Origin of the sequence: Pontibacter flavimaris, assembly GCF_001907195.1 — a bacterium.
GTDB classification, from domain to species: domain Bacteria; phylum Bacteroidota; class Bacteroidia; order Cytophagales; family Hymenobacteraceae; genus Pontibacter; species Pontibacter flavimaris.
In genome coordinates, this window is sequence record NZ_LVWA01000010.1 from 12,911 (window position 1) to 39,085 (window position 26,175).

A 26,175-nucleotide genomic window follows, 5' to 3' on the forward strand; every position below is an offset into this window, starting at 1 on the left:
TCTGCAAAGGGTGGCGCTTTTTTTGTTTTTCAGGGAAATTTTTATCTTAGCCAGGCAACCATCCCCGTACTCTCTTCATCTATAAGGACAGAGTAAAAAAGAAGTATACCATCCACTAACCAAAAATCACGATGAACAAACAAGTACACCTGTTGCTCGCGCTGTTGCTGTTGCCTTTGCTGAGTATGGCGCAAACCAAAGTAAACGCCTCCGAAATCCTTGCTAAGATTAACCGCGGTGAGGCTGTGAGCTACCAGAATGCCGAGATCACGGGCGATCTGGACATGACGAAACTGCAGAATATGAAACTGGTGAAGGGAGGCGATAACAAGTATAACACGAAAGAATATGTAAGCACGGTTACGGTGCCGCTCAGCTTTGTCAACTGCACTTTCTCAGGCAATGTGCTGGGCTACTTTAACCCGGACAACGCAGTGAATCTGAAGAACTCAAAGAATGAAGTATACAACACCCATTTTGAGAAGGATGTAGTGTTTGAGAACTGCCAGTTTCAGCAGCAGGCAGCTTTTAAGTATAGCGAGTTCGAGGGCGATGTTTCGTTTATGAGCAGCCGCTTTGCAGAGGAGGCCAACTTCAAGTATGCCGAGTTTGATAGGAGCGTGAACTTCAGCAACGTGCGCTTTGGCGGGGAAGCTAACTTTAAGTATGTAGAGTTTCCGGCACGGACCAGCTTTGCCGGGGCCACCTACAAGGGCGAGGCAAACTACAAGTATGCGAAGTTTGCCCGCAGCGCCAATTTCGAGAAGGCCTTGTTCGATGGTATGGCCAATTTTAAATACACGAAGGTATCCGGCGACTTCAACATAAAAGGGGCCAGCTTCCGGGGAGGCAACGATTTTAAGTATACCGAATTGAACAACCAGAAAGTAACGCTGGCCTCACTGCAAAGTATGAGCCGGTAAGAAAACCATACTTGTGCGGGCAGCGCCACCTCCTCTGGGGGTGGCGCTGTTCGTTTACGCGTTGCCCGGCACCAGGTCCAGCACCTTGCCCAGGCCCTCCGCTGAAGTATAACCGGTTACCGGCGGCAGCTCCAGCCACTCGGCCCGCACCTGGTTTAGCAGCTGCAGGCTGATAGGCTGATTATACTTTATACTTGCTATAGTCACAGCAAGGGCAGTCTTGAGGTGGTTTGCCTTGATGCGCAGCGTATGCAGCGAGTAGCGGCCAGGATGCAGGTGCACGTGCCGCCCTGTGTGCAGGCCCCAGCGCAGCGCCCAGGCGGAGCCGTCGGAGAGGGTGCAGAGGCGGTAGCCGACGGGGACAAGGTGCTGGCGGTATGGCTCTGGCGTGAGCAGGTGGCGCTGCTGCAAGTATAAAATCACTTCCTCTGCGATCTGTAGCGACGGGAGCGGCCCGATGTACAGATCCAGTTGGGAGCCGCCTATCCGCTGAAACGCCTTTCGCAGCTCCGGTTCCGGCCACGTTATACTTTGGGCGGCAAAATCCCTCAGATAGCCCAGGTGGTGCTTGAGCGGGTGAAACAAAATAGGGTTAGGCAACGGCTGCTCCATCATACTTGTAAATGCCCGCATACTTTGGATGATAGTACTTACGCAGCCGGAGATTTTGATATTATATTTATAAATTATATATTCATTAAACTAATCCCTGAAACTATGGCAAACTTTCTTTTTATCGGTGGTCTCGGACTAATGGAATTGCTCATACTGCTAATCCCTCTTGCAATCTGGGGCTACGCTGTGCTGGAAATCATCACAGGCACTTTCAAGGATAGCATCGACAAGGTGGTGTGGCTGCTGGTGGTGCTGCTGGTGCCGTTTTTTGGTCTGCTCCTCTACTACCTTATTGGCCGCAGAAAACTGGCGAATTAAGGTCAGTATAACCTATACCGGGAGCCCCTTAGCTAATACCTGAGGGGCTTTTCTATTTTAATTTCGTCCCTCAGGCAACTATGGCGCCCGCCACTGCATCTATACTTCACAAAGCCACCTTATTTTTTCCGGCTTTTTGCCCGCTCTATACTTAGCACCCTTGCCTGCTTACTAAAATGCTGCTGCTGTTAACCTTGTTGGTAGATGCGGATGTATGTTAAGTCGATAGAAAAGCGTTGTAAGTATAAATTAAGCAATAAAATATTTAACCTATCGGTACCTTGTATAGCATACTACCGTAAAATAAAGGAAGAAGCGCTTTGCCTATGATACAGCTCCAGGACATCCACAAGTACTACGCCGTTGGGCAAAACAAGCTGCACGTGCTCAAGGGCATCGATATGCAGATTCAGGAAGGGGAGTTTGTATCGATCATGGGCGCTTCGGGCTCGGGTAAGTCCACGCTGCTCAACATCCTGGGCATCCTCGACGATTACGACCGGGGCAACTATACCTTGGCCGGCACGGCTATCAAAAACCTAAGCGCGGCAAAGGCGGCGTATTACCGCAACCGCTTCCTGGGTTTTGTGTTTCAGTCGTTTAACCTGCTTTCTTTTAAAAATGCGATGGAGAATGTGGCCCTGCCGCTCTATTACCAGCAGGTAGGCCGCCGGGAGCGCAACAGACTGGCGCTGCAGTACCTGGAGATGGTGGGCCTGAAGGAGTGGGCCGATCACTCGCCCAACGAACTATCGGGTGGGCAGCGGCAGCGGGTGGCCATCGCGCGGGCGCTTATCTCGCAGCCCAAGCTTATACTTGCCGACGAACCGACCGGCGCCCTGGACTCCCAAACTTCCTCCGAGGTAATGGACATCTTCAAGGACGTGAACCGCAAGGGTATGACCGTGGTGATCGTGACGCACGAGAACGACATTGCCGCCCAGACACAGCGCATCATCCGGTTAAAGGACGGCCTGATCGTGAACGACGACCACGGCGTGCTGGAAACTGCTGCTGTAGAGCATGGAATTTTGAATGAGCGACTGAGCGAATGAGTGAATTTATACTTCGTGTATTAAGGCTTTCACTCCAGAAGCATCCAGAAAGTATAAAAGGCCCAACAATCAGCAATTAAGTCATTTAATCATTCAACCATAAACCATTCACTCACCCGCTCATCCGCTCATTCAAAATTTAAAAAGCATGTTCGACATCGATAAATGGCAGGAGATACTGGGCACGATGCGCAAAAACAAGCTGCGCACCTTCCTCACAGCTTTTGGCGTGTTCTGGGGCATCTTCATGCTGGTGCTGCTGCTGGGCGTGGGGAAGGGACTGGAGAAGGGCGTGGTGAACCGCTTCGGCGACGGGGCCAAGAACAGCATTTTTGTGTGGAGCGGCAAAACAGCCGTGGCGCACAAAGGCATGAAGCCCGGGCGTGAGATCAAGTTCACCAACCAGGATTTGGATGCCATCAAGCGCGAACTACTAGAGCTAAACCTGATGGCGCCGCGCAACCGCATCTGGGGCGAGTACACGATCAACTACAAAGACCAGAACGGCTCTTACCAGGTGTTTGGCGCCGCGCCGGATTTTATGGAGATAAATGGGGAGCGCGCTTTCCGGGGCCGCATCCTCAACGAGCTCGACGAGCGCGAGAAGCGCAAGGTGATCGTGCTGGGAGAGCAGGTGGCGCAGGTGCTTTTTAAAGAGCAGAACCCCGTTGGCGAGTACGTGAACATCCGGGGCATCCATTTTAAGGTGGTGGGCACTTTTAAAGTGCGCGGTAACAACAGCGGCCGCCGCGAAGAGCGCGCCTACATTCCGTTCTCCACGCTGCAAACGGCCTTTAACCAACCCAACCAGGTGCAGCTGATGCTGCTGACGGCTCAGGACGGCGTGCCGGCCAAGGAAATGGAAGACAAACTGCGCACCCTGCTGGCCCAGCGCCACAAGTTTGCCGAAACCGACGACATGGCCATCGGGGTGGAGAATACGGAGGCAGAATACCTGAAAGTGCAGGGCCTGTTCAACGGCATCCGCGTCTTCGTCTGGATTGTGGGCATTGGTACCCTGATCGCCGGCATTGTGGGCGTGAGCAACATTATGCTGATCATCGTGAAGGAGCGTACCCGCGAGATTGGGGTTCGCAAGGCGCTGGGGGCCACGCCGCTTTCCATCGTGAGCCTTATCCTGCAGGAGTCGGTGGTGATCACGGCTTTTTCCGGCTACCTGGGGCTGCTGTTTGGCACCATGATCCTGGCCGTGATAGAGCATCTGCTGGTGTCGTCGGGGGCGGAGCTGCCGTTCTTTGCCAGCCCGGAGGTAGACCTGCGGGTGGCGCTGTCGGCCACGGTGGTGCTGGTAATATCAGGGGCCATCGCCGGACTGATGCCGGCCCTGCGAGCCGCCCACATCAAACCCATCGAGGCGCTGAGGGCAGATTAGGAATTTTGAATGAGTGATTGAGTGATTGAGTGAATTTATACTTCGTGTACCAAGACTTCTAATCCAGGATAACTCTGAAAGTATAAAAGCAACAATCAACAACTAACAATTAGCCATTTAACAATAAAACATTCACTCAGTCACTCATTCAAAATTAGATACCATTCACTCAATCACTCATTCGCTCATTCAAAATTAAAAGTATGATCGACATCGATAAATGGACCGAGATATACAACACCGTCAAGAAGCACAAGCTGCGCACGGCACTGACGGCTTTTGGCGTGTTCTGGGGCATTTTTATGCTGGTGGTATTGCTGGGCGCGGGCAAAGGACTGGAGAACGGCATCACCAGCGAGTTTAACATCGCCAAAAACGCCGTGTTTATCTGGACGCAACGCACCAGCGTGCCTTATATGGGCATGAACGCCGGCCGCACCATCCAGCTGACGAACGACGATGTGGATGCCATCCGGGCAAGTATACCGGAGGTGGGCGTGGTGGCTCCCAGCAGCCAACTCTGGGGCGATTTTTCGGTGAACTACAAAGACAAGAGCTCGGCCTTCACAGTAAATGGCGAAACGCCCGACATGCTTTCTGTAAAGCCGATGAAGGTGAAAACCGGTCGTTTCGTGAACGAGATCGACATGCAGGAGAAGCGCAAAATAGCCGTGGTGGGGCCCCGCGTGCTGGAGGTGCTCTTCCCCAACGAGAAACACCCGATAGGCAAGTATATCAGTATCAAGGGCAGCTACTTTCAGGTAGTGGGCACTTTTGAGCCCGTGGGCAAGGGCGAGGACGTGGTGGAGGACGCCAAGGTGATCTACATCCCGCTCACGGCCCTGCAGCAAACCTATAACCAGGTAAACAAAGTGGGCTTTATGGCCATGGTGCCCAAGCCGGGCGTGCCTGCTGCCCTGATAGAGGAGAAAACCAAAGCCCTGCTGATGCAGCGCCACCGCGTAGCCCCCACCGATTTGAAAGCCTTTGGCTCGGCCAACGTGGAGAAGGAGTTCCAGGAAGTACAAGGACTGTTTGCCGGCATTGCCGGTTTTAGCTGGCTGGTAAGTATAGGCACCATCGTGGCGGGCATCATCGGGGTGGGCAATATCATGTTGATCGTGGTTAAGGAGCGCACCAAGGAGATCGGTATCCGCAAGGCGCTTGGGGCCACGCCGCTCTCCATCATCAGCCTGATCATCCAGGAATCGATCGTGATAACCGGGCTGGCAGGTTATGTGGGCTTGCTGGCCGGCACCGGCATTATCGCCCTCATCGAATATGTGATGCGGGAAAACGACGTGCAGGCGGGCTTCTTCGGCATCCCGGAGGTAAACCCGGGCATTGCCCTGACAGCTACCGTGCTGCTGGTGGTAACCGGCGCGTTGGCAGGCCTGATTCCGGCCACCAAAGCCGCCCGGGTAAACCCGGTAGTGGCGCTCAAAGACGAGTAATTTCAGTTAACAATGATCATTTAACGATTAACAATCATAATGCACATGAAGGAGAATGTACTTTACAACAAAGCATATGCTTTTGCAATCAGGGTGGTAAGAGCTTACCAGTACCTGGGGCAGGAAAAACGGGAGTTTATACTTGCCAAGCAGCTGCTGCGTAGCGGTACATCCATCGGCGCGAATGTGGCAGAGGCCAACGGCGCGATCTCAGATGCGGAGTTCTCCTCCAAACTTTCCATTGCTTATAAGGAATGTCTGGAGACGAAATACTGGACTGACCTGCTAAAGGATACAGGGTATATTGACGAGAAGCAGCACCGAAGCTTGTTTACGGATGCTGATGAATTAGGCAAAATGCTCTTCTCAAGTATAAGAACCACGAGAGGCATCAAAACTGATAAATGATAACTGGTAATTGATAATTGACGACGCTATGAAAAAGGTATTGTTAGGCGTATTCATCCTGATTTTCCTGGGCCTTTCGGGCTGGCTGGGCTATTACTTCTACAACAAGGCCAACACCGATCCTGTGGTGTATAAAACCGAGGCACCCTTTGAGACCGAGATCGTGAAGAAGACGGTGGCCACGGGCGCGATCGTGCCGCGCAAGGAAGTGGAGATAAAGTCGCAGGTGTCGGGTATTGTGGAGGAGCTGTACGTGGAGGCCGGCGAGCTGGTGAAAAAGGGGCAGCTGCTGGCCAAGATCCGCATCGTGCCCAACATGGTAAGCGTGAACAATGCCGAAACGCAGCTGCAGACGGCCAGGCTGAACTTTGAGGAAGCCGGGCGGGAGCTGAAGCGGTATGAGCAGCTGTATGCCGACAGGGTGATTCCGGAGCAGGAGTTTAGAAAGTATAAAGCCGACTTCAACCTGAAGCGGGAGGCGCTCTCTGCCGCCGAAAGCAACCTGCAACTGGTGCGCGAAGGCTCCTCGCGCAAGCGCGGGCAGCAGCAATCCAACCAGGTATACTCCACCATCGATGGCATGCTGCTGGATGTGCCCGTGAAAGTGGGTACTTCCATCATCGAGCGCAACAACTTTAACGAGGGCACCACCATCGCCTCGGTGGCCGACATGCGCAGCCTCATCTTTGAGGGCAAGATCGATGAGTCGGAGGTGGGCAAACTGAAAGAGAATATGGACCTGCTGCTGACCATCGGAGCCATCGAAGGCCGGGTGTTTAACGCCAAGCTGGAGTTCATCGCCCCGAAAGGTGTGGATGAGGAGGGCTCCATCAAGTTCCCGATACGGGCGCGGGTGCTGCTGGATGAGAAGGATTTTATCCGGGCCGGCTACAGCGCCAACGCCGACATTGTGCTCGACAAGCGCGATAAGGCCCTGGCCATTAAGGAAAGTATGCTCAAGTTTGAAAAAGAGCAGCCGTACGTGGAGGTGGAGACGGCGCCGCAGCGGTTCGAGAAACGCAAGATCAAAACCGGCATCTCCGACGGCATCAACATAGAGGTGGTATCGGGGCTGCAGAAGAACGAAAAAGTGAAAGTGCCGGAAGCCGGCACGGTGCAGATCTAAGCTCTAAAAATGTGTTTGTTGTTTGTTTAAAGGGAGAGAGCGGGCTTTATGAGCCCGCTTTTTCTGTTTCCGGCCCAGTTCCCACACTACCAGAAACCTGCTGTTGGTAGCATACTTTAAATATCCTACGGAATAAGTGACAGGCAGGCACCCCAACTATTAAATGAATGGGTAAAATAAGTATAAAGTGATGTTGGATATTTATCGTAAGATTATGAAAATGAGAAGCATGAATATGTTGAAGCTGCCGGCCCTGTGCCTGGTGGTGGTGCTGAGCGGGCTGCTGGCAGCCTGCGACGATGATGACGATGACGACAACAGCCTGGATGATGAGATTGAGTTCAACAACGTGGCGCTGACCGGGGCCAACGAGCGGCCGGTTATTGCTACGGAGGGCGCAGGAGAGATGGATGTGGTATACGACGACGTGAATAACACGCTGCGCTACACCATCACCTGGCAGCTGGGCAACCCGGACGATGCCACCACTGCCATGCACTTTCACGGCCCTGCGGACCCCGAATCCAGCGCCCCACCTGTTATTGACATTGAGGAAGGCTTTAACCAGGGCTCCAGCGGCACCATCACTGGCAGCACCCGCCAACTAACCGAGGCCGAGGAGGACGACCTGGAGGCAGGTTTATGGTACGTGAATATCCACAGCACCACCTACCCCGCCGGGGAGATCAGGGGCAACTTGATTCCGTAGAAGGGCAGTTTATACTTCGGAGGTTCAGGTAAAGAGCCACTGCAGCAGCAAGTGGGAGGGAAGAAATACGCCTACGGGGAAGATGAGCATCACGATGGCAAAGTATAGCTTGGCGGGAATTGTATGTTGTGGCTTTTTGCCCGGACCAAACACCCAATTGATGTTCTCCTGTGGGTCTGTGAGGAGGAAGGTGAGCACCAGCACAAAGGCAGTGTAAGCCAGTTGCAGCCAGAGCGGTATCATGCTTAGGTTAGCGTCCATACTTTGTGGGGAGGATGCGGCAGCATAGTATACTGCCATCGGAAGTATAAAGTATAAACTGGGCCAGTTGGAGCCAATTTTTTACCTTTGCGGTACTTATACTTACAGCAACCATGGCACAGCATTATAATACGCCTTCCGCAATACAGATTGTTGATTTCAATATTTTCTACGCGCAGGCCTTCTACGACCTCAACCACGAGTGGATCTCTACGCACTTTGTGATGGAGGAGGCCGACAACCAATCCCTCAGCGATCCGCAGGGCTATATTATCAACAAAGGCGGGCATATCCTGATGGCGCTCTTCAACGGGGAGCCGGTTGGTACCTGTGCGCTGCTGAATGAAGGTGATGGCGTGTTTGAGCTGGCTAAAATGGCCGTGGCCCCTAAAATGCAGGGCATGAAGATCGGGAAGATGCTGGGTGAGGCCGCCATTGACCGAGCCCGCCGCGTGGGTGCCCGCAAAGTATACCTGGTCTCAAACCGCAGCCTGCTGCCCGCCCTGAACCTCTACCAGCGCCTGGGCTTTGTGGAAGTGCCAATGCCGCCAAGCATTTACGAGCGGGCAGATATTAAAATGGAGCTAGAGTTGAAGGAGGAAGTATAGTTATTCTTTTCTGGCGCAAGCGTCCGCTCGTGCTTATACTTGCCATTACCTCTTTCCTGGCGCGAGTTTGCAACTCGTGCCTACTATGATGTTGGGCTTGCAGCCCAGTTGGCTTGAAAAGCTATACTTAATTCAGCTATACTTTTATACTTGCTAACTTATACTTTATACTTGCCGGTCTATACTTTCATAGCCACTGCTTTCTGCTATTTGATACAAGCTATACTTATTAGCTACTGCTGATCCTCTAGTTCCCACATACCTATCGTTGCATTTCTGACTTTGGCTCCCTCAAGGCCGGGAGGCCTCGCCTTGGGGGTAGGGGCCCTCGATAAGGGCATCGCGCTGGGAGCTTTTCCTGCCCTCGTTCCTCGGGCTGCCTCGCTATCGCTCAGCACCAGAAAAACTCGCATAGGCGCTCTTTGTCGAGGGCCCCTACCCCCACCCAAAGGCTGGAATCAGATTCGTTAGCTGCTGCTATGCAACTTGAACCAAAGTCCCCCTTTGAAGGGGGTAGGGGGATGATAATCGTGTGCTGAACATTCCCCGCCTTGGCCAAGAAGGGGTTAGGGGTGGTTGGACCCGCCGGTGTCTAAAACTCCTCCTCTTCCCCACCGCCATTCTGCTCGCGTTGCTCATTCTGGCGGTTACGGCGGTCGCTGTCGTCGCTATTGAGGCGGTAGGTGAAGCCCAGGTACACAATGCGGCTCTGGCGGCGGTTTTGGATATCGGAGCGGAACGTGGGCCCGTAGCTTAGGAAGTCGAAGCGGCGCGTGTTAAACAAATCCGACACGCGGAGCGAAACAGTGCCCTTCTTCTTGAGTACATCCTTTTTCATGCCCAGGTCGGCGCTGAACATCTGCTCCATACGCCCCTGAATGTCGTTGGAGGGGGCACGGTAGAAGCCGGAGAGCTGTATGTCCAGGTCTTTCCACACGGTCATGTTGGAGTTGAGCTTGGCATTCCAGCTCAGTTGGGAGTTGCTCAATTCGGTGTCGTCTTGCGTAGTACTTAGCTCGGTTCGAAAGCCAGACCAGCTTGCATTCAGGCGCCACCACTTGGTGATAGGGTAATTGGTGCCCAGCTCCAGGCCATAGGATCTGTTATCCGACAGGTTGATGAAGGTTGTTTCTGTGCCCGGTTCCCCAGTCGCTCTCACAACAGTGGGGGAGGGCATCCGGAAGCGCTCAATCTCGTCGGTAGTGTGGCGGTAAAACACAGTGGCGTTAAACGAGGCCTGCCCCCAGTAGCGCAGGTAGCCCAGCTCCAGCGAGTTCACGAACTCCGGGTCGAGTTTGGGGTTGCCGTAGGAGAGGTTGTACCTGTCGGATTGGTCTACAAACGGGTTCAGGAAGCGGCTGCGCGGCCTGTTGATGCGGCGGCTGTAGCTGAACTGCAGTTTGTTATCCTCATCAAAATCGTTGGTGATGAAGAACGTGGGGAAGAGGCTGAAATAGTTGTTCTGGTAGGTGTCGTCGGTGTTGCGCAGGTCCGATTTAGTGATCGTATGTTCGGCCCGCACGCCTACCTGGTAAGTTATACTTTTATACTTGTTGCTGTAGTTGGTGTAGAGGGAGTATACCTGCTGGTCATACACAAAATGGTTGCTTTGGGTGGTGTCGTATTCCATCTGGCTGGTTTCCATGTTCTGGTTAAAGAAGCGGGAGTCCTCATCCAACTGCTCGTAGGATGTTCTGAGTCCCGCCTCCAGCCGGCTGTTCTCCGAGAAGGGGTGCACGTAGTCGGCCTTGGTCACCAACTCATAGTTCTTGTCATCTACCAGTGTTTTCTGTAGTTCAGCCAAGGGAGAGGGGCCAATTTCTCTTTCATCAAACAGGGCTACCTCATCGTCCACGTTGGCGTTGTAGACCACGTCAGCCGTCAGCTCCTGGCCTTTGCGGTCGAAGGTCTGGCGGTAGCCCAATGTCAGGTCCAGGGCGCGCTCGTCCTCCACCTCGCGGGCATCGCGGGTGCGGGTGCTCTGCAGCAGGCGGTTCTCGTCCAGGAAGCGGTAGCGGATGTTGTTAGAGCTCTCGTCCTCTCCAAAACGGTACAGCGCCGAGGCCGACAAAGTATGCTTGGGCGTGAGGTAATAATCGGCACCCAGCCGGAAATTGTGGGAAAGGTCGGTGCTGTTGCGCTCGCCTTCCTGCAGGCGGTAGCTGGTGCTGTCTAGCTGTCCGGCATCGTTTAGGTAAAAGTTGGTGGTGTTGTTCTGCTGCGTACCGGGCCGGGTGCGCTGTCGGAAATCATACCCGCCAAACAGCGACCATTTGTTGTAGCGGTAGTTCAGGTTAAGCGCGGTGTTGTAGTTGTCGTAGGTGCCGGCCGTGATGGAGGCCGAGCCGTTAAAACCAGGCTTCTTCTCCTTTTTCAGCACCAGGTTGATAATGCCCGAGGTGCCCTCCGGGTTATACTTGGACGATGGGTTGGTGATGAGCTCAATGCTCTCGATCATATTGGCCGGAATCTGGTCCAGCGGGATTTCGGAAAGGGCCGAGCGTTTGCCGTCTATCAGGATGGTCACGTTGGCGCTGCCGCGCATGCTTACGTTGCCGTCTATGTCCACGTCCACAGAAGGCAGGTTCTGCATCACCTCGGCCACCGTGCCACTCTGCGCGTTCAGGTCCTGGCTTACGTTTACCACGCGCTTGTCCAGCTCAAAGTCCACCAGCTGCCGCTGCGCCACCACCTCCACCTCGCCCAACTGGGTGGCAGTGGCCTTCAGGGTGATATTACCCAAGGCTGCCTCCGGCTTGTCAGGGCTAATGCTGATGTTCGGAACAAACTTATTTGGATAGCCCACCATGGAGGCCCGCAGCACGAAGCGGCCGGAGGGGACACTTTCAAGTATAAACACGCCTTCCATGTCGGTGGTGGCGCCGGTTACCAGGCTGGAATCGGGTAGGGTAAGCAGCACCACGTTGGCAAAGCCGAGGGGTTTTTTGCTGCCAGCATCCAGGAGCTTGCCGCTCACCTTGCCAGTAGCCTGGTTCTGTGCTGAAAGCATCGCCGGCGAAAGTATAAACAGGGAGCAAAGTATAAACCGAAAGTAAGTCTTCATCATAGTTCTTATAAAATCCGCAAAAGTATAAAAGGCAGCCAGCGGAGCGGCGGGTGAAGGCTCCGTTTGTATATAGTGCGACAAGCGGGAAGGGTGAAAGTTTAAAGCTGGTGCAAATTTTTCGGCGAAAAAACGTGCATGGCTTCGGGAGCAGGGCGACCGCTGCGGATGGCAAGGCAAAAAATGGAGCACCAGCCGTGACCAGTGCTCCGGTGTTTATACTTTACGGCAGTTTTATACTTGCCGTGGCAGCGTTTTGCTCAGAAAATCCCACACCACCACGCCGGTGGCCACCGAGATGTTGAGCGAGTGCTTGGTGCCGAACTGCGGAATCTCCAGCACAAAATCAGACTGGTTGATGACCTCCTGCTCCACGCCGAATACCTCATTGCCCAGCACCAGCGCATACTTTTGCCCGGGCTCCGGCGCAAATTCATTTAATTTTATACTTCTCTCGGCCTGCTCCACCGAACCAATTTTATACCCCTGCGCCTTCAGCTCCTTTACCAATTCCAGCGTGTCGGGCACGTGCTCCCATTCCACCGACTCGGTAGCGCCCAGGGCGGTTTTCTCAATGTCGCGGTGCGGGGGCTTGCCTGTGATGCCGCAGAGGTATACTTTTTCGGCCATAAAGGCATCGGCCGTGCGGAAAACGGACCCCACGTTGTTGAGGCTGCGCACATTATCCAGCACCAAGACTAACGGTATTTTTTTCTTATTTTTGAATTCTTCAACCGAGTCGCGGTTGAGGTCGTCCATCGAGAGTTTGCGCATGTTTTGTTGACAAAGGACTGTTTGACAAAGGACAAAGGACTCAGCGTACTTTGCCGCTGCAAAGGTCCGGCGAAGATGGCAGAAATCAAACCGCAGCAAAACTGTTCCATGGCTGCATGGTTAGATTAATGGGGAAGTATAAAGTATAAATGCTTCCTATCTAGGCCAACTCGCTCTTTCGGATTTGCAATCCGAAAGTATAATACCTGCGGATTTGTAATCCGCAATAGTAAAGGCAGCGGCTATGGACAGGAAAGCGGATTGCAAATCCGCAGGTAGCAAAGTTCCGGATTGCAAATCCGGAACAGCATGTGCCAACAAAGTATAAATTCCCCTCTGGGGGTAGGGGCCCTCTTTTAAGGGAGGGATAGGGGTGGGTTAAGTCCATTCCCAAGCATCATTTACGAAGTATAAATCGCGATGCACCAGCATCCGCCAAAGTATAAAACAAGGTATGAAAGGAGGAGACAAAGGCACGGTAACGCCGCTGATGAAGCAATACAACGCCATTAAGGCGAAGCATCCGGGGGCGCTGCTGCTGTTCAGGGTAGGCGACTTTTACGAAACCTTCGGCGAAGACGCCATCAAGGCAAGTAAAATTCTGGACATCGTACTGACCAAACGCGGCAACGGCTCGGCCTCCGAAACGGCCCTGGCCGGTTTTCCGCATCACTCTTTAGACACCTACCTGCCCAAGCTGGTGCGTGCCGGCGAGCGCGTGGCCATCTGCGACCAGCTCGAAGACCCGAAAACAGTAAAGGGTATCGTAAAGCGCGGCGTAACCGAGCTGGTAACGCCGGGCGTATCGTTTAACGACCAGGTGCTTGAGCGCCGCAGCAACAACTACCTGGCCGCCGTGCACTTCGGCAAAACCGAGACGGGCATCTCCTTTCTGGATATTTCTACCGGTGAGTTCATCACCGCGCAGGGCGATAAAAGCTACATTGGCAAGCTGCTGCAGAGCCTGGCCCCGGCCGAGGTGCTCTTCTGCAAACGCGAGAAAGAGACCTTTACCGAACGCTACGGCCCCGACTTCCGCTACTATGCCCTGGACGAGTGGGTGTTCAAGTATGATTACGCCTACGATGGCCTGACGCGGCAGTTTGGCACCGCTTCCCTGAAAGGCTTTGGCATCGAGGGCATGCAGGAGGCTATCATTTCGGCCGGCGCTATCCTGCATTACCTCTCCGAAACGCAGCACCACGAGATCAGCCACATCGCCACCATCTCCCGCCTGGAGGAGGACAAGTATGTATGGCTCGACCGCTTTACGGTGCGCAACCTGGAGCTGCTCTACCCGCAGCACCCCGAGGGCGTGCCGCTGATTCAGGTGCTCGATCAAACCGTAACCCCGATGGGCGCCCGCCTGCTTAAAAAGTGGGTAGTGCTGCCGCTCAAGGATGTGGCCCAGATCCGTCGTCGCCTGGATACGGTAGAGGCCCTGACCAAGCACCACGAGCTGCTGGATGAGCTAATAGTGCACCTGAAAAGTATAAACGACCTGGAGCGCCTCATCTCGAAAGTGGCCGTGCGCCGCGTGAACCCGCGCGAGTTGGTGCAACTGGCCAAGGCGCTGGAGGCCATCCTCCCGATCCAAAAAATACTGGCACTAAGTGATATTCCGGCTCTGCAAAAGCTAGCGGCGCAGCTGGCGCCCTGCGACGGGCTGCGTGAGGAAATCCGCAACATCCTCAAGCCCGAGCCACCCATGCTCACCAACCAGGGCAACATGATCAACGAGGGCGTGAATGCCGAACTCGACGAGCTGCGTGCCATCGCTTTCTCGGGCAAGGACTACCTGGCACAGGTGCAGCAGCGCGAAATCAAGAACACGGGCATCAGCTCGCTTAAAATTGCCTACAACAAGGTGTTTGGCTACTACCTGGAGGTAAGCAATGCGCATAAGGACAAGGTGCCAAGCTCCTGGATCCGCAAGCAGACACTGGTGAACGCCGAGCGCTACATCACCGAAGAGCTGAAAACCTACGAGGAGAAGATCCTGAACGCCGAGGAGCGCATCTATACGATAGAGTTTGGCCTGTATAATGAACTGGTGCTATATGCGCTGGACTATGTGGCGCAGGTGCAGCAGAACGCCAGGGTGATCGGCGTGATCGACTGCCTGAGTGCCTTTGCCAGTATAGCGCTGGCCAGTAACTATGTGAAGCCGGAGGTGAGCGACAGCCACGTGCTCGACATCAAAAAGGGCCGTCACCCGGTTATCGAGAAGCAACTACCGCTAGGCGAGACTTATGTGCCGAACGACATCTTCCTGGACAATGAGGAGCAGCAGGTGATCATCATTACGGGTCCGAACATGGCCGGTAAAAGCGCGCTGCTGCGCCAGACGGCCCTGATCGTGCTGATGGCGCAGATCGGCGCTTTTGTGCCTGCAGAGGCTGCTCAAATCGGCATCATCGACAAGATCTTCACCCGTGTGGGCGCCTCGGATAATTTGTCGAAGGGCGAGTCTACGTTTATGGTGGAGATGACCGAGACGGCCAGCATCCTTAACAACCTCTCAGACCGCAGCTTGGTGCTGATGGACGAGATTGGCCGTGGCACGAGCACCTACGACGGTATTTCTATTGCCTGGGCCATTGTAGAGCATTTGCACAACCATCCCAAGTATAAGGCCAAGACCCTTTTTGCCACGCACTACCACGAGCTCAACCAACTGGCCGAAGAACTGCCGCGCGTGAAGAATTACAACGTGTCGGTACGCGAGGCCGGTGGCAAGATTTTGTTCATGCGCAAACTGGTGCCGGGCGGCAGCGAGCACAGCTTCGGCATCCATGTGGCGCAGATGGCGGGCATGCCCAACAGCGTGGTGCTGCGTGCCGACGAGATCATGCATCACCTGGAAAAGGAGAAGGTATCAGAACAAGCCCCGCAGCAGAAGATGAAGTCTGCCCCCAAGAGCAATTACCAGCTCAGCATGTTCGAGCTGCAGGACCCTGCTTTGGCGCGCGTAAAAGAACTGATGGAGCAGCTGGACATTAACACCATTACGCCTGTGGAGGCGCTGCTGAAACTGAACGAACTGAAGTTAATGCTGGAAGACAGGCAACAGGCGGGGGTGCGGTAGGAGGAAAAGCTCTCCTGAGAAGGTAGGGCGTTTCATTTTAGAAAATGTAGCTATAAATTCCCTGTCATTCTGTTAAGAATCTTGGTGGAAGTAGAGGGCCCCTTCCCCGGGAGGTTGAGCTATCGTTACTGGTCCACAAGATCCCCCGAAACAAGTTCGGGATCCGAGACTTGCAGAATGACAAAAAGGAAGTTTTGTCTTTTGCCTTTGAGGCGGGAGCATGAGCTATACTTTCGAAAAACTCATACTCGCCGTCGCAGCCAGAAGTATACTTTCAAAGTATAAACCTACCTGTTTTTCGCCCCGGGGAGTATAAGTTTGCTGGTGCGGGCAAGTAGAACGGGCGGGGCTGCATGAACGATATAAGGAGTATGAAATTTTCTGCCTGATTATCAGCAGGAAGTATAAACAGGCTGTTTTTTTTTACAGCAACTATTGACAAGTCAGATTTTGTCTCTATCTTTGCATCACTAAATCACTACGGCGGTTTAGTGAAAACAAAAGCGGGAGTAGCTCAGTTGGTAGAGCGCGACCTTGCCAAGGTCGAGGCCGCGGGTTCGAATCCCGTCTCCCGCTCACGAAAAGCAAGACAGAAGACGTTGTGGTGAACAACGTCTTTGTTTTTTACACTCATTTCTCCGGGATCAGCCCGGAGGTTGCCGGGATGGTGGAATTGGTAGACACGCAAGACTTAAAATCTTGTGGCCGCAAGGCCGTGCGGGTTCGATTCCCGCTCCTGGTACTCAATTTGCTATATTCAGCATAGCAGATACCTATGAAAACCCGCTTAAACACTGTCTTAAGCGGGTTTTGCTTTTATAACTCTTCCCTGATATACCCCGCTTTTATCCCCTAGTTTTGATGTTATTTGTAACTAGTCTGTAACTCCATTCAGTAGGAGCAAAGTTCCTGCACCGTGAATCCTTTGCAGGCTGCCTGTATGAAAGACAGACCTACAGCCAGAAGAACAGGCAACTGCTCAGGATGTAGGAGAAAGCCTTTGGCTCAGATGGGCTGTATGAGTAGAAAGCATTTCGGAAGGACCTATGCAGGCAAGCCTACTAAGCGGTTTAGCAGGTTAATGCAGCAGATCAGGGAGAGTGAGCGGATGAGTTATTTAAATAGGGAGTGTGGGTAGGACAGCTTAATATTATAATCTTTGTTGAATGTATTATTCCTTCTGCCTTGGCTACTTGGTAATCATCGCTACATATTCGGCCAAAGTGTTATCTGGAATAGCCTCTAAGCAAATATCCTGCTTATATATAAACCACTTACTTTTCAACAAAGCGTAAGGATAGTATCCACAGCTTTTACAGCCTCTCAGAGAGGCTGCATTATCAGTTTGAACAAAGGTGATTGTCTCACTTGCGCCAATGTCTTTAGCCTTCTCAGATATCTGGCACATTGCATCAGGCATTACACCTAGTCCACGGAAAGATGGGTGCATGTATGCACCCTCAAGAAGGGCCTCATGCGCTTTCAACTCAGGGAATAGTCCTCTGAAGAATTTAAGGATGTTTTCATTTTCTGCAGGGCCAATTAACCACTGCATGTAACATGGGGTATCATCAGCCGTGACAGCTACATAGCAATATTGAAAGTTGGCATCCAGTAACTTGTGCCGCCAACCAACAATCTTGGCCTCTTCTGCAGTCATACCATCAGTGCTTAGAAGATAACTAAGGTCACGCTCTTCAATCAGTCGGACCGATATATCTATCTTAGCTTTAGGTTGCTGAAACACCTCTCCTAAGTTTCTTCTCATCCCAAACCAAGTATCCTCAGAATATAGTTTTTTTTGGGCAGCCTCCCAAACCTTTGAAAGTTGTCCATCTGACAGTAAATTGGCCGCCCTGTTCAGCCTAATGGAAAGGCTATTATCCCTAATTTGTGATGAATTCATCTCCCTGTATTTATATCCTATGATATTACGATAAATAGATTTTAAGTGTTATTTTTTTATATTATTTTATATAAAGTATAGTATGTGCCAAGCATATTTATCCTACTATGTTTCCGCTTGGCGGTAGAACACACTTGATGGCTTTAGGGAAGAATTTGCGGATGCTTTTGCTGGTCTTGTAACCAGCTTGTAACTCAATAACTTTTATTTCAGGTTAAGCGATTGATTATAAGTGGTTTGTTGGATGGGTTAAATATAGGCTCCTGGTGCTGCATGCATTAAAAACGAAAGGCTGCTGACTAATAACTAGCAGCCTTTTCTGTTTTACGGCAACAATCAGGCAATTACCGCCCCTAGTTATACTTGTGCTCCAAACAAAAACGCCTCCCATACTTTAAAGTATAAGAGGCGTTCCGCAAGTATAAAATCAATTCTACCGCGCCAGATCCTTCGCCCTGTTCGCGTCTATGGCGATAAGTATAAAAAGCAGGATCGTGAACGACCACAGTGAGGAGCCGCCGTAGCTGAAGAAGGGCAGCGGGATGCCCACCACCGGCGCCAGGCCTATCGTCATGCCCACGTTCACCAGGAAGTGGAAGAAGATGATGGAGGCCACGCAATAGCCGTAGGTTCTGGCGAAAACCGACTTCTGCCGCTCCGCTATGTTCACGATCCGGATGAGGAGCAAAAGGAAGAGAGCAATTAAAATGGTACTGCCTACCCAGCCGTGCTCCTCGCCGATGGTGCAGAAGATAAAGTCGGTGCTTTGCTCGGGCACGAAGTCGAACTTGGTTTGAGTGCCCTCCAGGAAGCCCTTGCCCCAGAAGCCGCCGGAGCCGATCGCGATCTTCGACTGGGTAACGTTCCAGCCGTAGCCCAGCGGGTCCGCCTCGGGGTTAATTAGGGCCTTTATACGGTTCTGCTGGTGCGGCTGCAGCACATCGTTCACAAAGAAATCCACGCTGAAGATCATGCCCACCACTACCATCCAGAGCCCGATCATTATTTTAAAACGGCGCAGCAGGCGGTAGTCCAGCCAGGTGGCCAGGGCCATGAGTATGGTGACACCGGCAATCAGGTAGAGCTTGGGCACCAGCAGCGTAAGTATGAATATGGCCGCCGCGGAGCCGCCAACTATAAGTATAAGCGGCGACATGCCCTCGCGGAAGTAAGCAAGTATAAACGCGGCAAACACCAGCGCGGAGCCCGTCTCGTTCTGCAGTACAATGATTACAGGAGGAACAAAGGTAATGGCAGCCAGGATCATCTGGTCCTTGAAGTTCTGCTGGCGCAGGTTCGTGCTCCCCAGGAACCTGGAGGCAGCCAGCGCCGTGGCGAATTTGGCTAGCTCGGCAGGCTGCAGGCGTATCCCGGCTCCCAGGTCGAGCCAGGATCGGGAGCCGGCAATGGGCTTGGCCACCACCAACGTTACCAGCAGCAGCAGGATAATAAAGCCGTAAATCGGGTAGGCCAGGTGCTCATACACTTTGTAATCCACCACCAGCAGCACGAGGATCAGCAGGAAGGAGGCGCCGATCCAGGCCAGCTGCTTGCCTGAGTTAATGTCGAAGCTCAGGATGTTCACCACGTTGTCGGGGCTGTAAACGGCAGCGTAGATATTCATCCAGCCCAGGGACACCAGCAGGAAGTACAATAGGATGGTTACCCAGTCCAGGTGCGGGGCAATAAAGCCGGAGCTGCGGCGGCTGCGAGGTGCGGTGCTTGCAAGTCTTTGTCCGATTACTTTCTCCATACTTTATTTTGATCTGATGTTGAGGTACTCGCGGCTGAGCACCCATTTCTCCTGCACCTTCATGGTAACCGTGTCGGTCAGGTATTGCTCTATCATCAGGCCGGCAATAGGGGCCGCCGACTGGCCTCCCCACTTCCCGTGCTCCACGTACACAGCGATAGCGATCTTGGGATTGACCTTGGGCGCAAAGGCTATAAACACAGCGTGGTCCGGGCCCTGGGGGTTTTGGGCCGTGCTAGTCTTGCCCGCGACCTCTATACCCACCTTTGCCAGGTTGGCCTTGCGGCCTGTACCAGCCCGCACCACCTCTGCCATCCCTTCCACGATCGGGTCAAAGTTCTTTGAGTCTACCGACGTACGGTGCTTTTCCCGGTACTCCTTCAGGGGCTTGCCTTCTTCACCAACCGAGCGGATGATGTGTGGCGTGATATAATAGCCCCTGTTAGCGATAATGGCCGCAAAGTTAGCCATTTGCAGCGGCGTGACGCCTAGTTCTCCCTGGCCTATACTTAAGGAGTAGATAGTAGAGTACTTCCAGCGGTTTTTGCCATACACGCGGTCGTAGAGGTCGGTGGAGGCGACGATGCCTTTCTTCTCGCCCGGTATATCGATGCCCAGCTGCTTGCCAAAACCGAAGGAGAGCACCTGCTCCCGCCACTCCTTCAGGCCGATAGCCGTGTCCGTGAAGGTGTTTTTCGATTTACCCTGGTTAATCAGCAGGCGGTAAGCCTGGTAAAACCAGGGGTTGCAGGAGTGCTGCACTGCCCCGTACAGGTTAAGCGGGGAAGGGTGATTATGGCAATTTACCAACGATCGGTTACAGGCGAACGTCGTGTTGGGCGAAATAACCCCTTCCTGCAGCGCGATCAGGGCCTGCGTCAGCTTAAAGACAGAGCCGGGCGGGTTCTGGTCGGCCATGATCGGGCGGTTGAACATGGTCTTGTTCGAGTCCTGCAGCAGTTCCATGTAGTTCTTGCCGTAGTCTTTGCCGGTAAACAGGTTCGGGTCGTAGAACGGCGCCGACACGTAGGCCAGGACCTCGCCAGTAGCGGGTTCTATGGCCACGATACTTCCCTTGGCTCCGTCCATCAGGTACTCGCCGTAGGCCTGCAGGTCCAAATCGATGGTACTCACCAGGTTCTCGCCGGCAACCGCCAGCGTATCAAAGGCGCCCTCGCGGAAGGAGCCTTTCTCCACGCCGCGCACGTTCACCATTTTATACTTTACGCCGCGCTGGCCCATCAGGTATTTCTCGTACTCCAGCTCTATGCCCGCTTTGCCGATATAATCGCCGGGGCGATAGCCGTTGTAGGCGCTGTCCTCCAGCTGCCGCGGGCTGATCTCGGCAATATAGCCCAAGGCGTGCCCCAGGCTCTGGTGTGGGTAGCCACGGGCCGTGCGGGCGTTAATATGGAAGCCGGGAAAATCGATGAGGTTGTTCTGGATGTAGGCAAACTCCTGCGTACTCAGCTTTTGGTAGAAAGGGGAGGGCTGCACGTAGGAGAAGGAGCGGGCTTTCTTCAGGCGCTCCCGCACGTGTTCCAGCGGCAGCTTCACGAGCTCTGCCAGCCGTAGCGTGTCCAGGTTCTTCACATCCTTGGGCACCACCATCAGGTCGTACACGGGCGTGTTCTGCACCAGCAGCTTGCCGTTTCGGTCGTAGATCAGGCCCCGGAAAGGATATTGGATGATGGGTTTGATGGCATTGGTCTCGGCAGCCTGCTTGTAGCTGCTGTCCACTACCTGAATGTAGAAAAGCCTGGTGGCGAAAACGATCCCCACCACCAGGAAGATGCCCTGTATTATGTATTTTCTTGTTTCTAAGTACTTCATCGGTAATCTACCCGCTCTCGCTTCGGTGAGAAGAACAGAAGTTGAATGATAACCACAACGATACCCGTAAACAGCGTGCTGAGCAGCGTCTTCGCCAACGTATAGAGTGCCGTCTGGAAGTTGATGGTTTCCAGGAAGAACACAGCCGCATGGTGAAGCAGGATCAGCGTGAAGGCGTAGGTCAGAAACCAGCGTGTGCCCATCACATGTATGTTTACCGCATCGCTGCTGTCGTAACCATCGCGCGGTGTGAGAAGGTTCAATACGTGCGGCCTTAAAAAGGCAAGTAAAACGCTTGCTGCCGCGTGTATGCCCATGGTATCATAGAATACATCCACCGAAAAACCAACCAGGAAACCCAGCAGCAGCAGCCATACCCTGTTGATAGTCAGGGGTAAGAATAACAGGAAGGCAACATAGATAAAGCAGAAGCCCATACTGTAGAGCACCAGGTTATCCATGAGCAGCACCTGCAGCGCCACCAGTAAAAAAAACTGGATGATATGATTTATGCCAAAGCTATTGTTCATCTGTAATGATGCCTGCGTTCTGTTCCAGCGTGTCGCGTTCCTGCCTGTAGGTGTTCTCCACCACGTACACATAGGAAAGCTGGGCGAAGTCCACGCTTAGCCGCACGCCGATCGTGTAAAAGCTCTTATCCGACTCCTGCTCTACCGAACTGATGGTGCCTATCATGATGCCTTCCGGGAACACGGTGTTAAAGCCGCTCGTTACCACTGTGTCGCCTTCCTCAGGCTTCACGTGCAGCGGGATGTAGTCGAGCAGGGCGGTGCGATAATCGCCTCCCTGCCACTTAATGGTGCCGAAGGTCTCATCCTTCGTGAGCTTGGCCGAGATGAGCATCTGCGAGTGCAGCAGCGAGGTAACCGTGGCATAGTGCTCCGACACCGTTTTAACGCGACCCACCACGCCCTCAGGGGCTACTACGCCCATACCCGGCTGCACCCCGTCGGCGGTGCCTTTCGAGATGGTCAGGTAGTTGTTCATGCGGCGCACCGAGTTGTTGATCACGCGGCCGGCCATCAGGTGATACGGGTAAGCCACGCTGCTGTCGGTGGGGGCAAAGTAGGTGGTGTCCAGCGCTGCGGTGCTATCCGTCAAGGCCGCCAAACGGTACTGCATCAGTTCCTGGCGCAGGGCTGCGTTCTCGCTAGCCAGCGTCTGGTTAATGCCTGTCAGGCGGAAATAGTCGGTTACGCCACTCTGGAACTCCAGTACCTGCCCCACATACCTGCTTGCCGAGTTAAAAAAGGCCGCTCCCTGGTACGTGTTATAGCGCACGATCAGGAATACGCACAGTGCCTCCAGCAGCAGGAACACGAGGAACGCACGGAACCGGTAAATAAATGCAAATAGATTCCGCATGCGGCCCTGTTATGTTAGCAGGACGTTCTTGAATCCTTCAATGTTTTTGATGGCTGCACCCGTGCCACGCACCACCGCCCGGAGCGGATCCTCGGCGATGTGGATTGGGAGCTTGGTTTTGGCAGCCAGGCGCTTGTCGAAGCCTCTCAGCAGGGCGCCACCACCGGTCAGGTGAATGCCGTTGTCGTAAATGTCGGCAGAAAGCTCCGGCGGCGCGATCTCCAGCGCCTTCAGCACGGCCTCCTCGATTTTGGAAACCGACTTATCCAGTGCAATAGCGATTTCCTGGTAAGTTACCTTGATCACCTTCGGGATACCGGTCATCAGGTCGCGGCCACGGATCTCGTAGTCGGCCGGTGGGTTTTCCAGTTCTGTGAGCGCGGCGCCTACTTCAATTTTGATCTTCTCGGCGGAGCGCTCTCCGATCAGCAGGTTGTGCTGGCGGCGCATGTAGTCCAGGATGTCCTTGGTGAACACGTCGCCGGCAATGCGGATCGACTGATCGCACACGATACCGGACAGGGCCACCACCGCAATCTCCGTTGTACCGCCCCCGATGTCCACGATCATGGAACCGATCGGCTGCTCCACGTCGATGCCGATACCGATAGCGGCCGCCATGGGCTCCTGGATCATCCATACTTCCTTGGCGCCGGCGTGCTGTGCAGAGTCGCGCACAGCGCGTTTCTCCACCTCCGTAATGCCCGAAGGGATACAAATTACCATGCGGTGCGAGGGCTGGAACAAGCGGCGACCGGTGTCGATCATCTTGATCATGCCCCGGATCATTTCCTCAGCGGCGTGGAAGTCGGCGATCACCCCATCCTTCAGCGGACGGATCGTTTTGATGTTCTCGTGCGTCTTCTCGTGCATCTGCATGGCGTTGCGGCCAATGGCCAGTACGCGGCCGGTGGTGCGATCCACGGCGATGATGGAGGGCTCGTCTACTACAATTTTATCGTTGTGGATGATCAGGGTATTGGCGGTACCCAGGTCAATGGCTATATCGCTGGTAAGAAAATTAAATAGTCCCATGGTGAAGTCTGAAAGGCGTGCGGTTGCCCGTTATATTTTCAATATACAATATTTCTAGTCAGAAACTAGCGGCAAAATTAGTGAAATTCAGTGGAATTAATAATGCAAGTTGCCTTCTGTTAACCGAATAAAGATTTATTTGTCCCTGATATGTACCCAATTCATACTTGTATGCCCGGCTAACGTAGCCTGCAGCCTGAAATTGGGCTTTCCTTAGAAAACAAAATATCCCCGGCCTTAACAGCAACCGGGGATATTTATCTAAAAGTAATATTATACCTTAAGGTTTAGTGTTTGAAGTGGCGCACACCGGTCATCACCATGGCTATGTTGTGTGCGTCGCAGTAGTCGATCGAGTCTTGGTCCTTGATAGAGCCGCCGGGCTGCACCACCGCCTTGATGCCCGCCTTGTCTGCAATCTCCACACAATCCGGGAACGGGAAGAAGGCATCGGAGGCCATTACGGTTTTGCTCACATCGAAGCCAAAGCTCTGGGCTTTCTCGATGGCCTGTCGCAGGGCGTCCACGCGCGAGGTCTGGCCCACGCCGCTGGCGAACATCATCTTATCCGTAGCCAGCACAATAGTGTTGGATTTAGTGTGCTTGCATACTTTGGCAGCGAACACCAGGGCTTTTTTCTCCTCGGCGCTTGGCTGGCGCTTGGTGGCGGTTTTAAAGTCAGCCTCAGTCTCGGTGGCCAGGTCCTTGTCCTGCTCGATCACGCCGTTCAGCAGCGTCTTGAACAGTTTGGTTGGCAGCTCCACCGGCTTCTGCTTCAGCAGGATGCGGTTTTTCTTTGTCTTCAGTAGCTCCAGCGCATCGGCGTCATACTCCGGCGCGATCAGTACCTCGAAGAACAGCTTGTTCAGCTCCTCGGCCACGGCCAGATCAATAGCGCGGTTGGCGATGATCACACCACCGAAAGCCGATACCGGGTCAGAAGACAGGGCGTTCAAGTAGGCCTCTTTCATACTTTCGCCGGTAGCGACACCGCACGCGTTCGTGTGCTTCAGGATGGCTACCACCGGCTCCTCGAACTCAGCGGCCAGGGCCACGGCGGCGTCCACGTCCACCAGGTTGTTGTAAGAAAGCTGCTTGCCGTTCAGCTGCTCAAACAGATCCTCCAGCTTGCCATAGAAAGTGCCTTTCTGGTGCGGGTTCTCGCCGTAGCGCAGCGGCATGCTGTGCTGCACGCTCTGCTTAAAGACCTGCGTTTCACCAGCAGCATTCATATAGTTAAAGATATGGGTGTCGTAGTGGGAGGACACGTTGAAGGCCTTGGCTGCGAAACGCTTGCGGTCTTCCAGTTCCGTGGCGCCATCTTTCTCCTGCAGCAACTCCACCACCTCGTCGTACTGTTCCCGCGAAGACACGATCAGCACATCCTTGAAATTCTTGGCAGCCGCACGGATCAGGGAGATACCGCCGATGTCGATCTTCTCGATTACGTCCGCTTCTGAGGCACCGGAGGCAACGGTTTCCTCGAAAGGATAGAGGTCTACCACCACCAGGTCGATGGGCGGGATTTCATACTTCTCACGCTCCGATAGGTCGCTCTGGTTATCGCGGCGGTGCAGGATGCCACCAAATACCTTGGGGTGCAGGGTTTTCACGCGGCCGCCGAAGATAGAGGGGTAGTCGGTGAGGTCTTCCACGGCTACCACCTTAGCGCCTTGCTCTTCTAAGAAAGTCTGGGTGCCGCCTGTGGAGTAAATGGTTACGCCGTGTTGCTTCAGGAGCTCCACCAGCGGCTCCAGGCGGTCTTTATAGTATACCGATATCAGTGCGGATTTAATTTTAACGGATTGCATGGGCATGAAGGTATGGGGTTGATACAATGATTTTATAGTTGATCCTGTTCCAGCAGCAGCCGCTCCACCACCTCGGGCAGGTGCTTGTGCTCCAGTTGCAGCACGCGGGCAGCCAACTCCTCTGGCGAGTCGGTGGCTTGTACCGGGCAGCGCTCCTGAAGTATAAACTCGCCTTTGTCGTACTCCTCGTTGATGTAATGGATGGTGATGCCCGACTCCGGCTCCTGCGCCTGGATAACGGCCGCGTGCACATGGGCGCCGTGCATGCCTTTGCCGCCGTACTTGGGCAGCAGGGCAGGGTGTATGTTGATGATGCGGTTGGGGAAGGCGCGCAGTAGGTTCAGCGGCACCAGCCACAGGAAACCAGCCAGCACGATCAGGTCGGGCTTAAACTCCTGCACCTGCTCCAGTACCTTGTCAGTGTTGTAAAACTCGTCGCGGGTAAACAAAAAAGCCGGGACGCGGAAGGTCTCGGCTCGTTTCAGGGCATACGCTTTCGGGTTGTTAGAAAACAGGGCGGCCACACGTATGGCAGGGTGGTGTTCGAAATGCTCCAGCAGGCGCTGCGCATTGCTCCCTGATCCCGACGCGAAAATGACTATGTTTTTCTTATCCTTTGGTTTCAAAAGTATGGGCTTGCGATGAAACTGCAAAT

General features: G+C 53.7%; 22 protein-coding genes and 2 tRNA genes. 12 read left to right on the top strand and 12 right to left on the bottom strand.

The genetic code is table 11. The features are described 5' to 3' along the window. The first annotated feature begins 131 nt into the window (after positions 1–131). Positions 132–923, top strand: coding sequence for a pentapeptide repeat-containing protein (locus A3841_RS15380; RefSeq protein WP_073853501.1), 792 nt, complete (start codon positions 132–134; stop codon positions 921–923). Between the two features lie 54 nt (positions 924–977). Here the strand turns inward: A3841_RS15380 and A3841_RS15385 are convergent, their stop codons facing one another. Beyond that, a complete protein-coding gene (locus tag A3841_RS15385; protein WP_139307983.1) occupies positions 978–1,556 on the bottom strand; it encodes a hypothetical protein in 579 nt (192 codons plus the stop codon). Between the two features lie 84 nt (positions 1,557–1,640). Here A3841_RS15385 and A3841_RS15390 point away from each other — a divergent pair, with 84 nt between their 5' ends. The 7 genes from A3841_RS15390 (at position 1,641) to A3841_RS15420 (ending at position 8,001) form a co-directional block, all read left to right on the top strand. Next, the gene (locus A3841_RS15390) at positions 1,641–1,856 is read left to right on the top strand and encodes a PLDc N-terminal domain-containing protein (RefSeq protein WP_073853505.1); all 216 of its coding nucleotides are present in this window, start codon (positions 1,641–1,643) and stop codon (positions 1,854–1,856) included. 326 nt (positions 1,857–2,182) lie between these two features. Next, positions 2,183–2,911: an ABC transporter ATP-binding protein gene (locus A3841_RS15395; protein ID WP_073853507.1), complete on the top strand. Its 729-nt coding sequence runs from the start codon at positions 2,183–2,185 to the stop codon at positions 2,909–2,911. A gap of 148 nt (positions 2,912–3,059) precedes the next feature. Next, positions 3,060–4,304, top strand: coding sequence for an ABC transporter permease (locus tag A3841_RS15400; RefSeq protein WP_073853509.1), 1,245 nt, complete (start codon positions 3,060–3,062; stop codon positions 4,302–4,304). Between the two features lie 203 nt (positions 4,305–4,507). Continuing rightward, on the top strand, positions 4,508–5,758 hold the full coding sequence (locus tag A3841_RS15405) for an ABC transporter permease (protein ID WP_073853511.1): 1,251 nt from the start codon (positions 4,508–4,510) through the stop codon (positions 5,756–5,758). A 45-nt stretch (positions 5,759–5,803) separates the two neighbouring features. Further along, positions 5,804–6,166 (top strand): four helix bundle protein, encoded by a 363-nt coding sequence (locus A3841_RS15410; protein WP_073853513.1) that lies wholly within the window; start codon positions 5,804–5,806, stop codon positions 6,164–6,166. A gap of 28 nt (positions 6,167–6,194) precedes the next feature. Continuing rightward, positions 6,195–7,292, top strand: coding sequence for an efflux RND transporter periplasmic adaptor subunit (locus A3841_RS15415; RefSeq protein ID WP_073853515.1), 1,098 nt, complete (start codon positions 6,195–6,197; stop codon positions 7,290–7,292). A gap of 220 nt (positions 7,293–7,512) precedes the next feature. Further along, positions 7,513–8,001: a CHRD domain-containing protein gene (locus A3841_RS15420; protein WP_170866216.1), complete on the top strand. Its 489-nt coding sequence runs from the start codon at positions 7,513–7,515 to the stop codon at positions 7,999–8,001. A 24-nt stretch (positions 8,002–8,025) separates the two neighbouring features. Here A3841_RS15420 and A3841_RS15425 read toward each other — a convergent pair whose 3' ends face one another. Further along, entirely contained in the window at positions 8,026–8,262 is a 237-nt protein-coding gene (locus A3841_RS15425) for a hypothetical protein (RefSeq protein ID WP_073853519.1), read from the bottom strand. A 113-nt stretch (positions 8,263–8,375) separates the two neighbouring features. Here A3841_RS15425 and A3841_RS15430 point away from each other — a divergent pair, with 113 nt between their 5' ends. After that, positions 8,376–8,870, top strand: coding sequence for a GNAT family N-acetyltransferase (locus A3841_RS15430; protein ID WP_073853521.1), 495 nt, complete (start codon positions 8,376–8,378; stop codon positions 8,868–8,870). 592 nt (positions 8,871–9,462) lie between these two features. On the opposite strand, the gene A3841_RS15435 is transcribed toward A3841_RS15430, so the two are convergent. Both A3841_RS15435 and A3841_RS15440 read right to left on the bottom strand, forming a co-directional pair. Further along, a complete protein-coding gene (locus A3841_RS15435; RefSeq protein WP_139307984.1) occupies positions 9,463–11,937 on the bottom strand; it encodes an outer membrane beta-barrel family protein in 2,475 nt (824 codons plus the stop codon). 231 nt (positions 11,938–12,168) lie between these two features. Then, positions 12,169–12,708, bottom strand: coding sequence for an RNA methyltransferase (locus A3841_RS15440; RefSeq protein WP_073853525.1), 540 nt, complete (start codon positions 12,706–12,708; stop codon positions 12,169–12,171). Between the two features lie 454 nt (positions 12,709–13,162). Here A3841_RS15440 and mutS point away from each other — a divergent pair, with 454 nt between their 5' ends. From mutS to A3841_RS15455, 3 genes are all read left to right on the top strand, one after another. Then, a complete protein-coding gene (gene mutS, locus A3841_RS15445; RefSeq protein WP_073853527.1) occupies positions 13,163–15,796 on the top strand; it encodes a DNA mismatch repair protein MutS in 2,634 nt (877 codons plus the stop codon). A gap of 503 nt (positions 15,797–16,299) precedes the next feature. Beyond that, a tRNA-Gly gene (locus tag A3841_RS15450) sits at positions 16,300–16,372 on the top strand. A gap of 82 nt (positions 16,373–16,454) precedes the next feature. Continuing rightward, a tRNA-Leu gene (locus A3841_RS15455) sits at positions 16,455–16,538 on the top strand. Positions 16,539–16,985: 447 nt separating this feature from the next. On the opposite strand, the gene A3841_RS15460 is transcribed toward A3841_RS15455, so the two are convergent. The 8 genes from A3841_RS15460 to purN form a co-directional block, all read right to left on the bottom strand. Continuing rightward, complete coding sequence (locus A3841_RS15460; protein ID WP_073853529.1) at positions 16,986–17,702, bottom strand: GNAT family N-acetyltransferase; 717 nt, start codon at positions 17,700–17,702, stop codon at positions 16,986–16,988. A 433-nt stretch (positions 17,703–18,135) separates the two neighbouring features. Then, complete coding sequence (rodA, locus tag A3841_RS15465) at positions 18,136–19,455, bottom strand: rod shape-determining protein RodA (RefSeq protein WP_073853531.1); 1,320 nt, start codon at positions 19,453–19,455, stop codon at positions 18,136–18,138. 3 nt (positions 19,456–19,458) lie between these two features. Beyond that, positions 19,459–21,288: a penicillin-binding protein 2 gene (gene mrdA / locus A3841_RS15470; RefSeq protein WP_073853533.1), complete on the bottom strand. Its 1,830-nt coding sequence runs from the start codon at positions 21,286–21,288 to the stop codon at positions 19,459–19,461. Beyond that, positions 21,285–21,818 (bottom strand): hypothetical protein, encoded by a 534-nt coding sequence (locus A3841_RS15475; protein ID WP_073853535.1) that lies wholly within the window; start codon positions 21,816–21,818, stop codon positions 21,285–21,287. Before A3841_RS15475 ends, mrdA begins: the two co-directional genes overlap by 4 nt. Continuing rightward, positions 21,808–22,674: a rod shape-determining protein MreC gene (gene mreC / locus A3841_RS15480; protein ID WP_073853537.1), complete on the bottom strand. Its 867-nt coding sequence runs from the start codon at positions 22,672–22,674 to the stop codon at positions 21,808–21,810. The genes A3841_RS15475 and mreC overlap by 11 nt, the downstream gene beginning before the upstream one ends. A 9-nt stretch (positions 22,675–22,683) precedes the next feature. Next, positions 22,684–23,709, bottom strand: coding sequence for a rod shape-determining protein (locus A3841_RS15485; RefSeq protein ID WP_046310045.1), 1,026 nt, complete (start codon positions 23,707–23,709; stop codon positions 22,684–22,686). Positions 23,710–23,996: 287 nt separating this feature from the next. Beyond that, positions 23,997–25,520 (bottom strand): bifunctional phosphoribosylaminoimidazolecarboxamide formyltransferase/IMP cyclohydrolase, encoded by a 1,524-nt coding sequence (purH, locus tag A3841_RS15490; protein WP_073854215.1) that lies wholly within the window; start codon positions 25,518–25,520, stop codon positions 23,997–23,999. Between the two features lie 32 nt (positions 25,521–25,552). Next, entirely contained in the window at positions 25,553–26,146 is a 594-nt protein-coding gene (purN, locus tag A3841_RS15495) for a phosphoribosylglycinamide formyltransferase (protein WP_073854217.1), read from the bottom strand. Positions 26,147–26,175: the final 29 nt, after the last annotated feature.

What these genes read in the sequence shown, in the direction of transcription:
- A3841_RS15410 (WP_073853513.1), top strand. Translation starts at nt 5,804, where the DNA reads ATGAAGGAGAATGTACTTTACAACAAAGCATATGCTTTTGCAATCAGG.
- A3841_RS15460 (WP_073853529.1), bottom strand. Translation starts at nt 17,702, where the DNA reads ATGAATTCATCACAAATTAGGGATAATAGCCTTTCCATTAGGCTGAAC.
- A3841_RS15390 (WP_073853505.1), top strand. Translation starts at nt 1,641, where the DNA reads ATGGCAAACTTTCTTTTTATCGGTGGTCTCGGACTAATGGAATTGCTC.
- A3841_RS15425 (WP_073853519.1), bottom strand. Translation starts at nt 8,262, where the DNA reads ATGGACGCTAACCTAAGCATGATACCGCTCTGGCTGCAACTGGCTTAC.
- A3841_RS15440 (WP_073853525.1), bottom strand. Translation starts at nt 12,708, where the DNA reads ATGCGCAAACTCTCGATGGACGACCTCAACCGCGACTCGGTTGAAGAA.
- A3841_RS15400 (WP_073853509.1), top strand. Translation starts at nt 3,060, where the DNA reads ATGTTCGACATCGATAAATGGCAGGAGATACTGGGCACGATGCGCAAA.
- A3841_RS15475 (WP_073853535.1), bottom strand. Translation starts at nt 21,818, where the DNA reads ATGAACAATAGCTTTGGCATAAATCATATCATCCAGTTTTTTTTACTG.
- mreC (WP_073853537.1), bottom strand. Translation starts at nt 22,674, where the DNA reads ATGCGGAATCTATTTGCATTTATTTACCGGTTCCGTGCGTTCCTCGTG.
- A3841_RS15405 (WP_073853511.1), top strand. Translation starts at nt 4,508, where the DNA reads ATGATCGACATCGATAAATGGACCGAGATATACAACACCGTCAAGAAG.
- rodA (WP_073853531.1), bottom strand. Translation starts at nt 19,455, where the DNA reads ATGGAGAAAGTAATCGGACAAAGACTTGCAAGCACCGCACCTCGCAGC.
- A3841_RS15420 (WP_170866216.1), top strand. Translation starts at nt 7,513, where the DNA reads ATGAGAAGCATGAATATGTTGAAGCTGCCGGCCCTGTGCCTGGTGGTG.
- mrdA (WP_073853533.1), bottom strand. Translation starts at nt 21,288, where the DNA reads ATGAAGTACTTAGAAACAAGAAAATACATAATACAGGGCATCTTCCTG.
- A3841_RS15385 (WP_139307983.1), bottom strand. Translation starts at nt 1,556, where the DNA reads ATGCGGGCATTTACAAGTATGATGGAGCAGCCGTTGCCTAACCCTATT.
- purH (WP_073854215.1), bottom strand. Translation starts at nt 25,520, where the DNA reads ATGCAATCCGTTAAAATTAAATCCGCACTGATATCGGTATACTATAAA.
- A3841_RS15435 (WP_139307984.1), bottom strand. Translation starts at nt 11,937, where the DNA reads ATGATGAAGACTTACTTTCGGTTTATACTTTGCTCCCTGTTTATACTT.
- A3841_RS15430 (WP_073853521.1), top strand. Translation starts at nt 8,376, where the DNA reads ATGGCACAGCATTATAATACGCCTTCCGCAATACAGATTGTTGATTTC.
- A3841_RS15415 (WP_073853515.1), top strand. Translation starts at nt 6,195, where the DNA reads ATGAAAAAGGTATTGTTAGGCGTATTCATCCTGATTTTCCTGGGCCTT.
- A3841_RS15485 (WP_046310045.1), bottom strand. Translation starts at nt 23,709, where the DNA reads ATGGGACTATTTAATTTTCTTACCAGCGATATAGCCATTGACCTGGGT.
- mutS (WP_073853527.1), top strand. Translation starts at nt 13,163, where the DNA reads ATGAAAGGAGGAGACAAAGGCACGGTAACGCCGCTGATGAAGCAATAC.
- A3841_RS15395 (WP_073853507.1), top strand. Translation starts at nt 2,183, where the DNA reads ATGATACAGCTCCAGGACATCCACAAGTACTACGCCGTTGGGCAAAAC.
- A3841_RS15380 (WP_073853501.1), top strand. Translation starts at nt 132, where the DNA reads ATGAACAAACAAGTACACCTGTTGCTCGCGCTGTTGCTGTTGCCTTTG.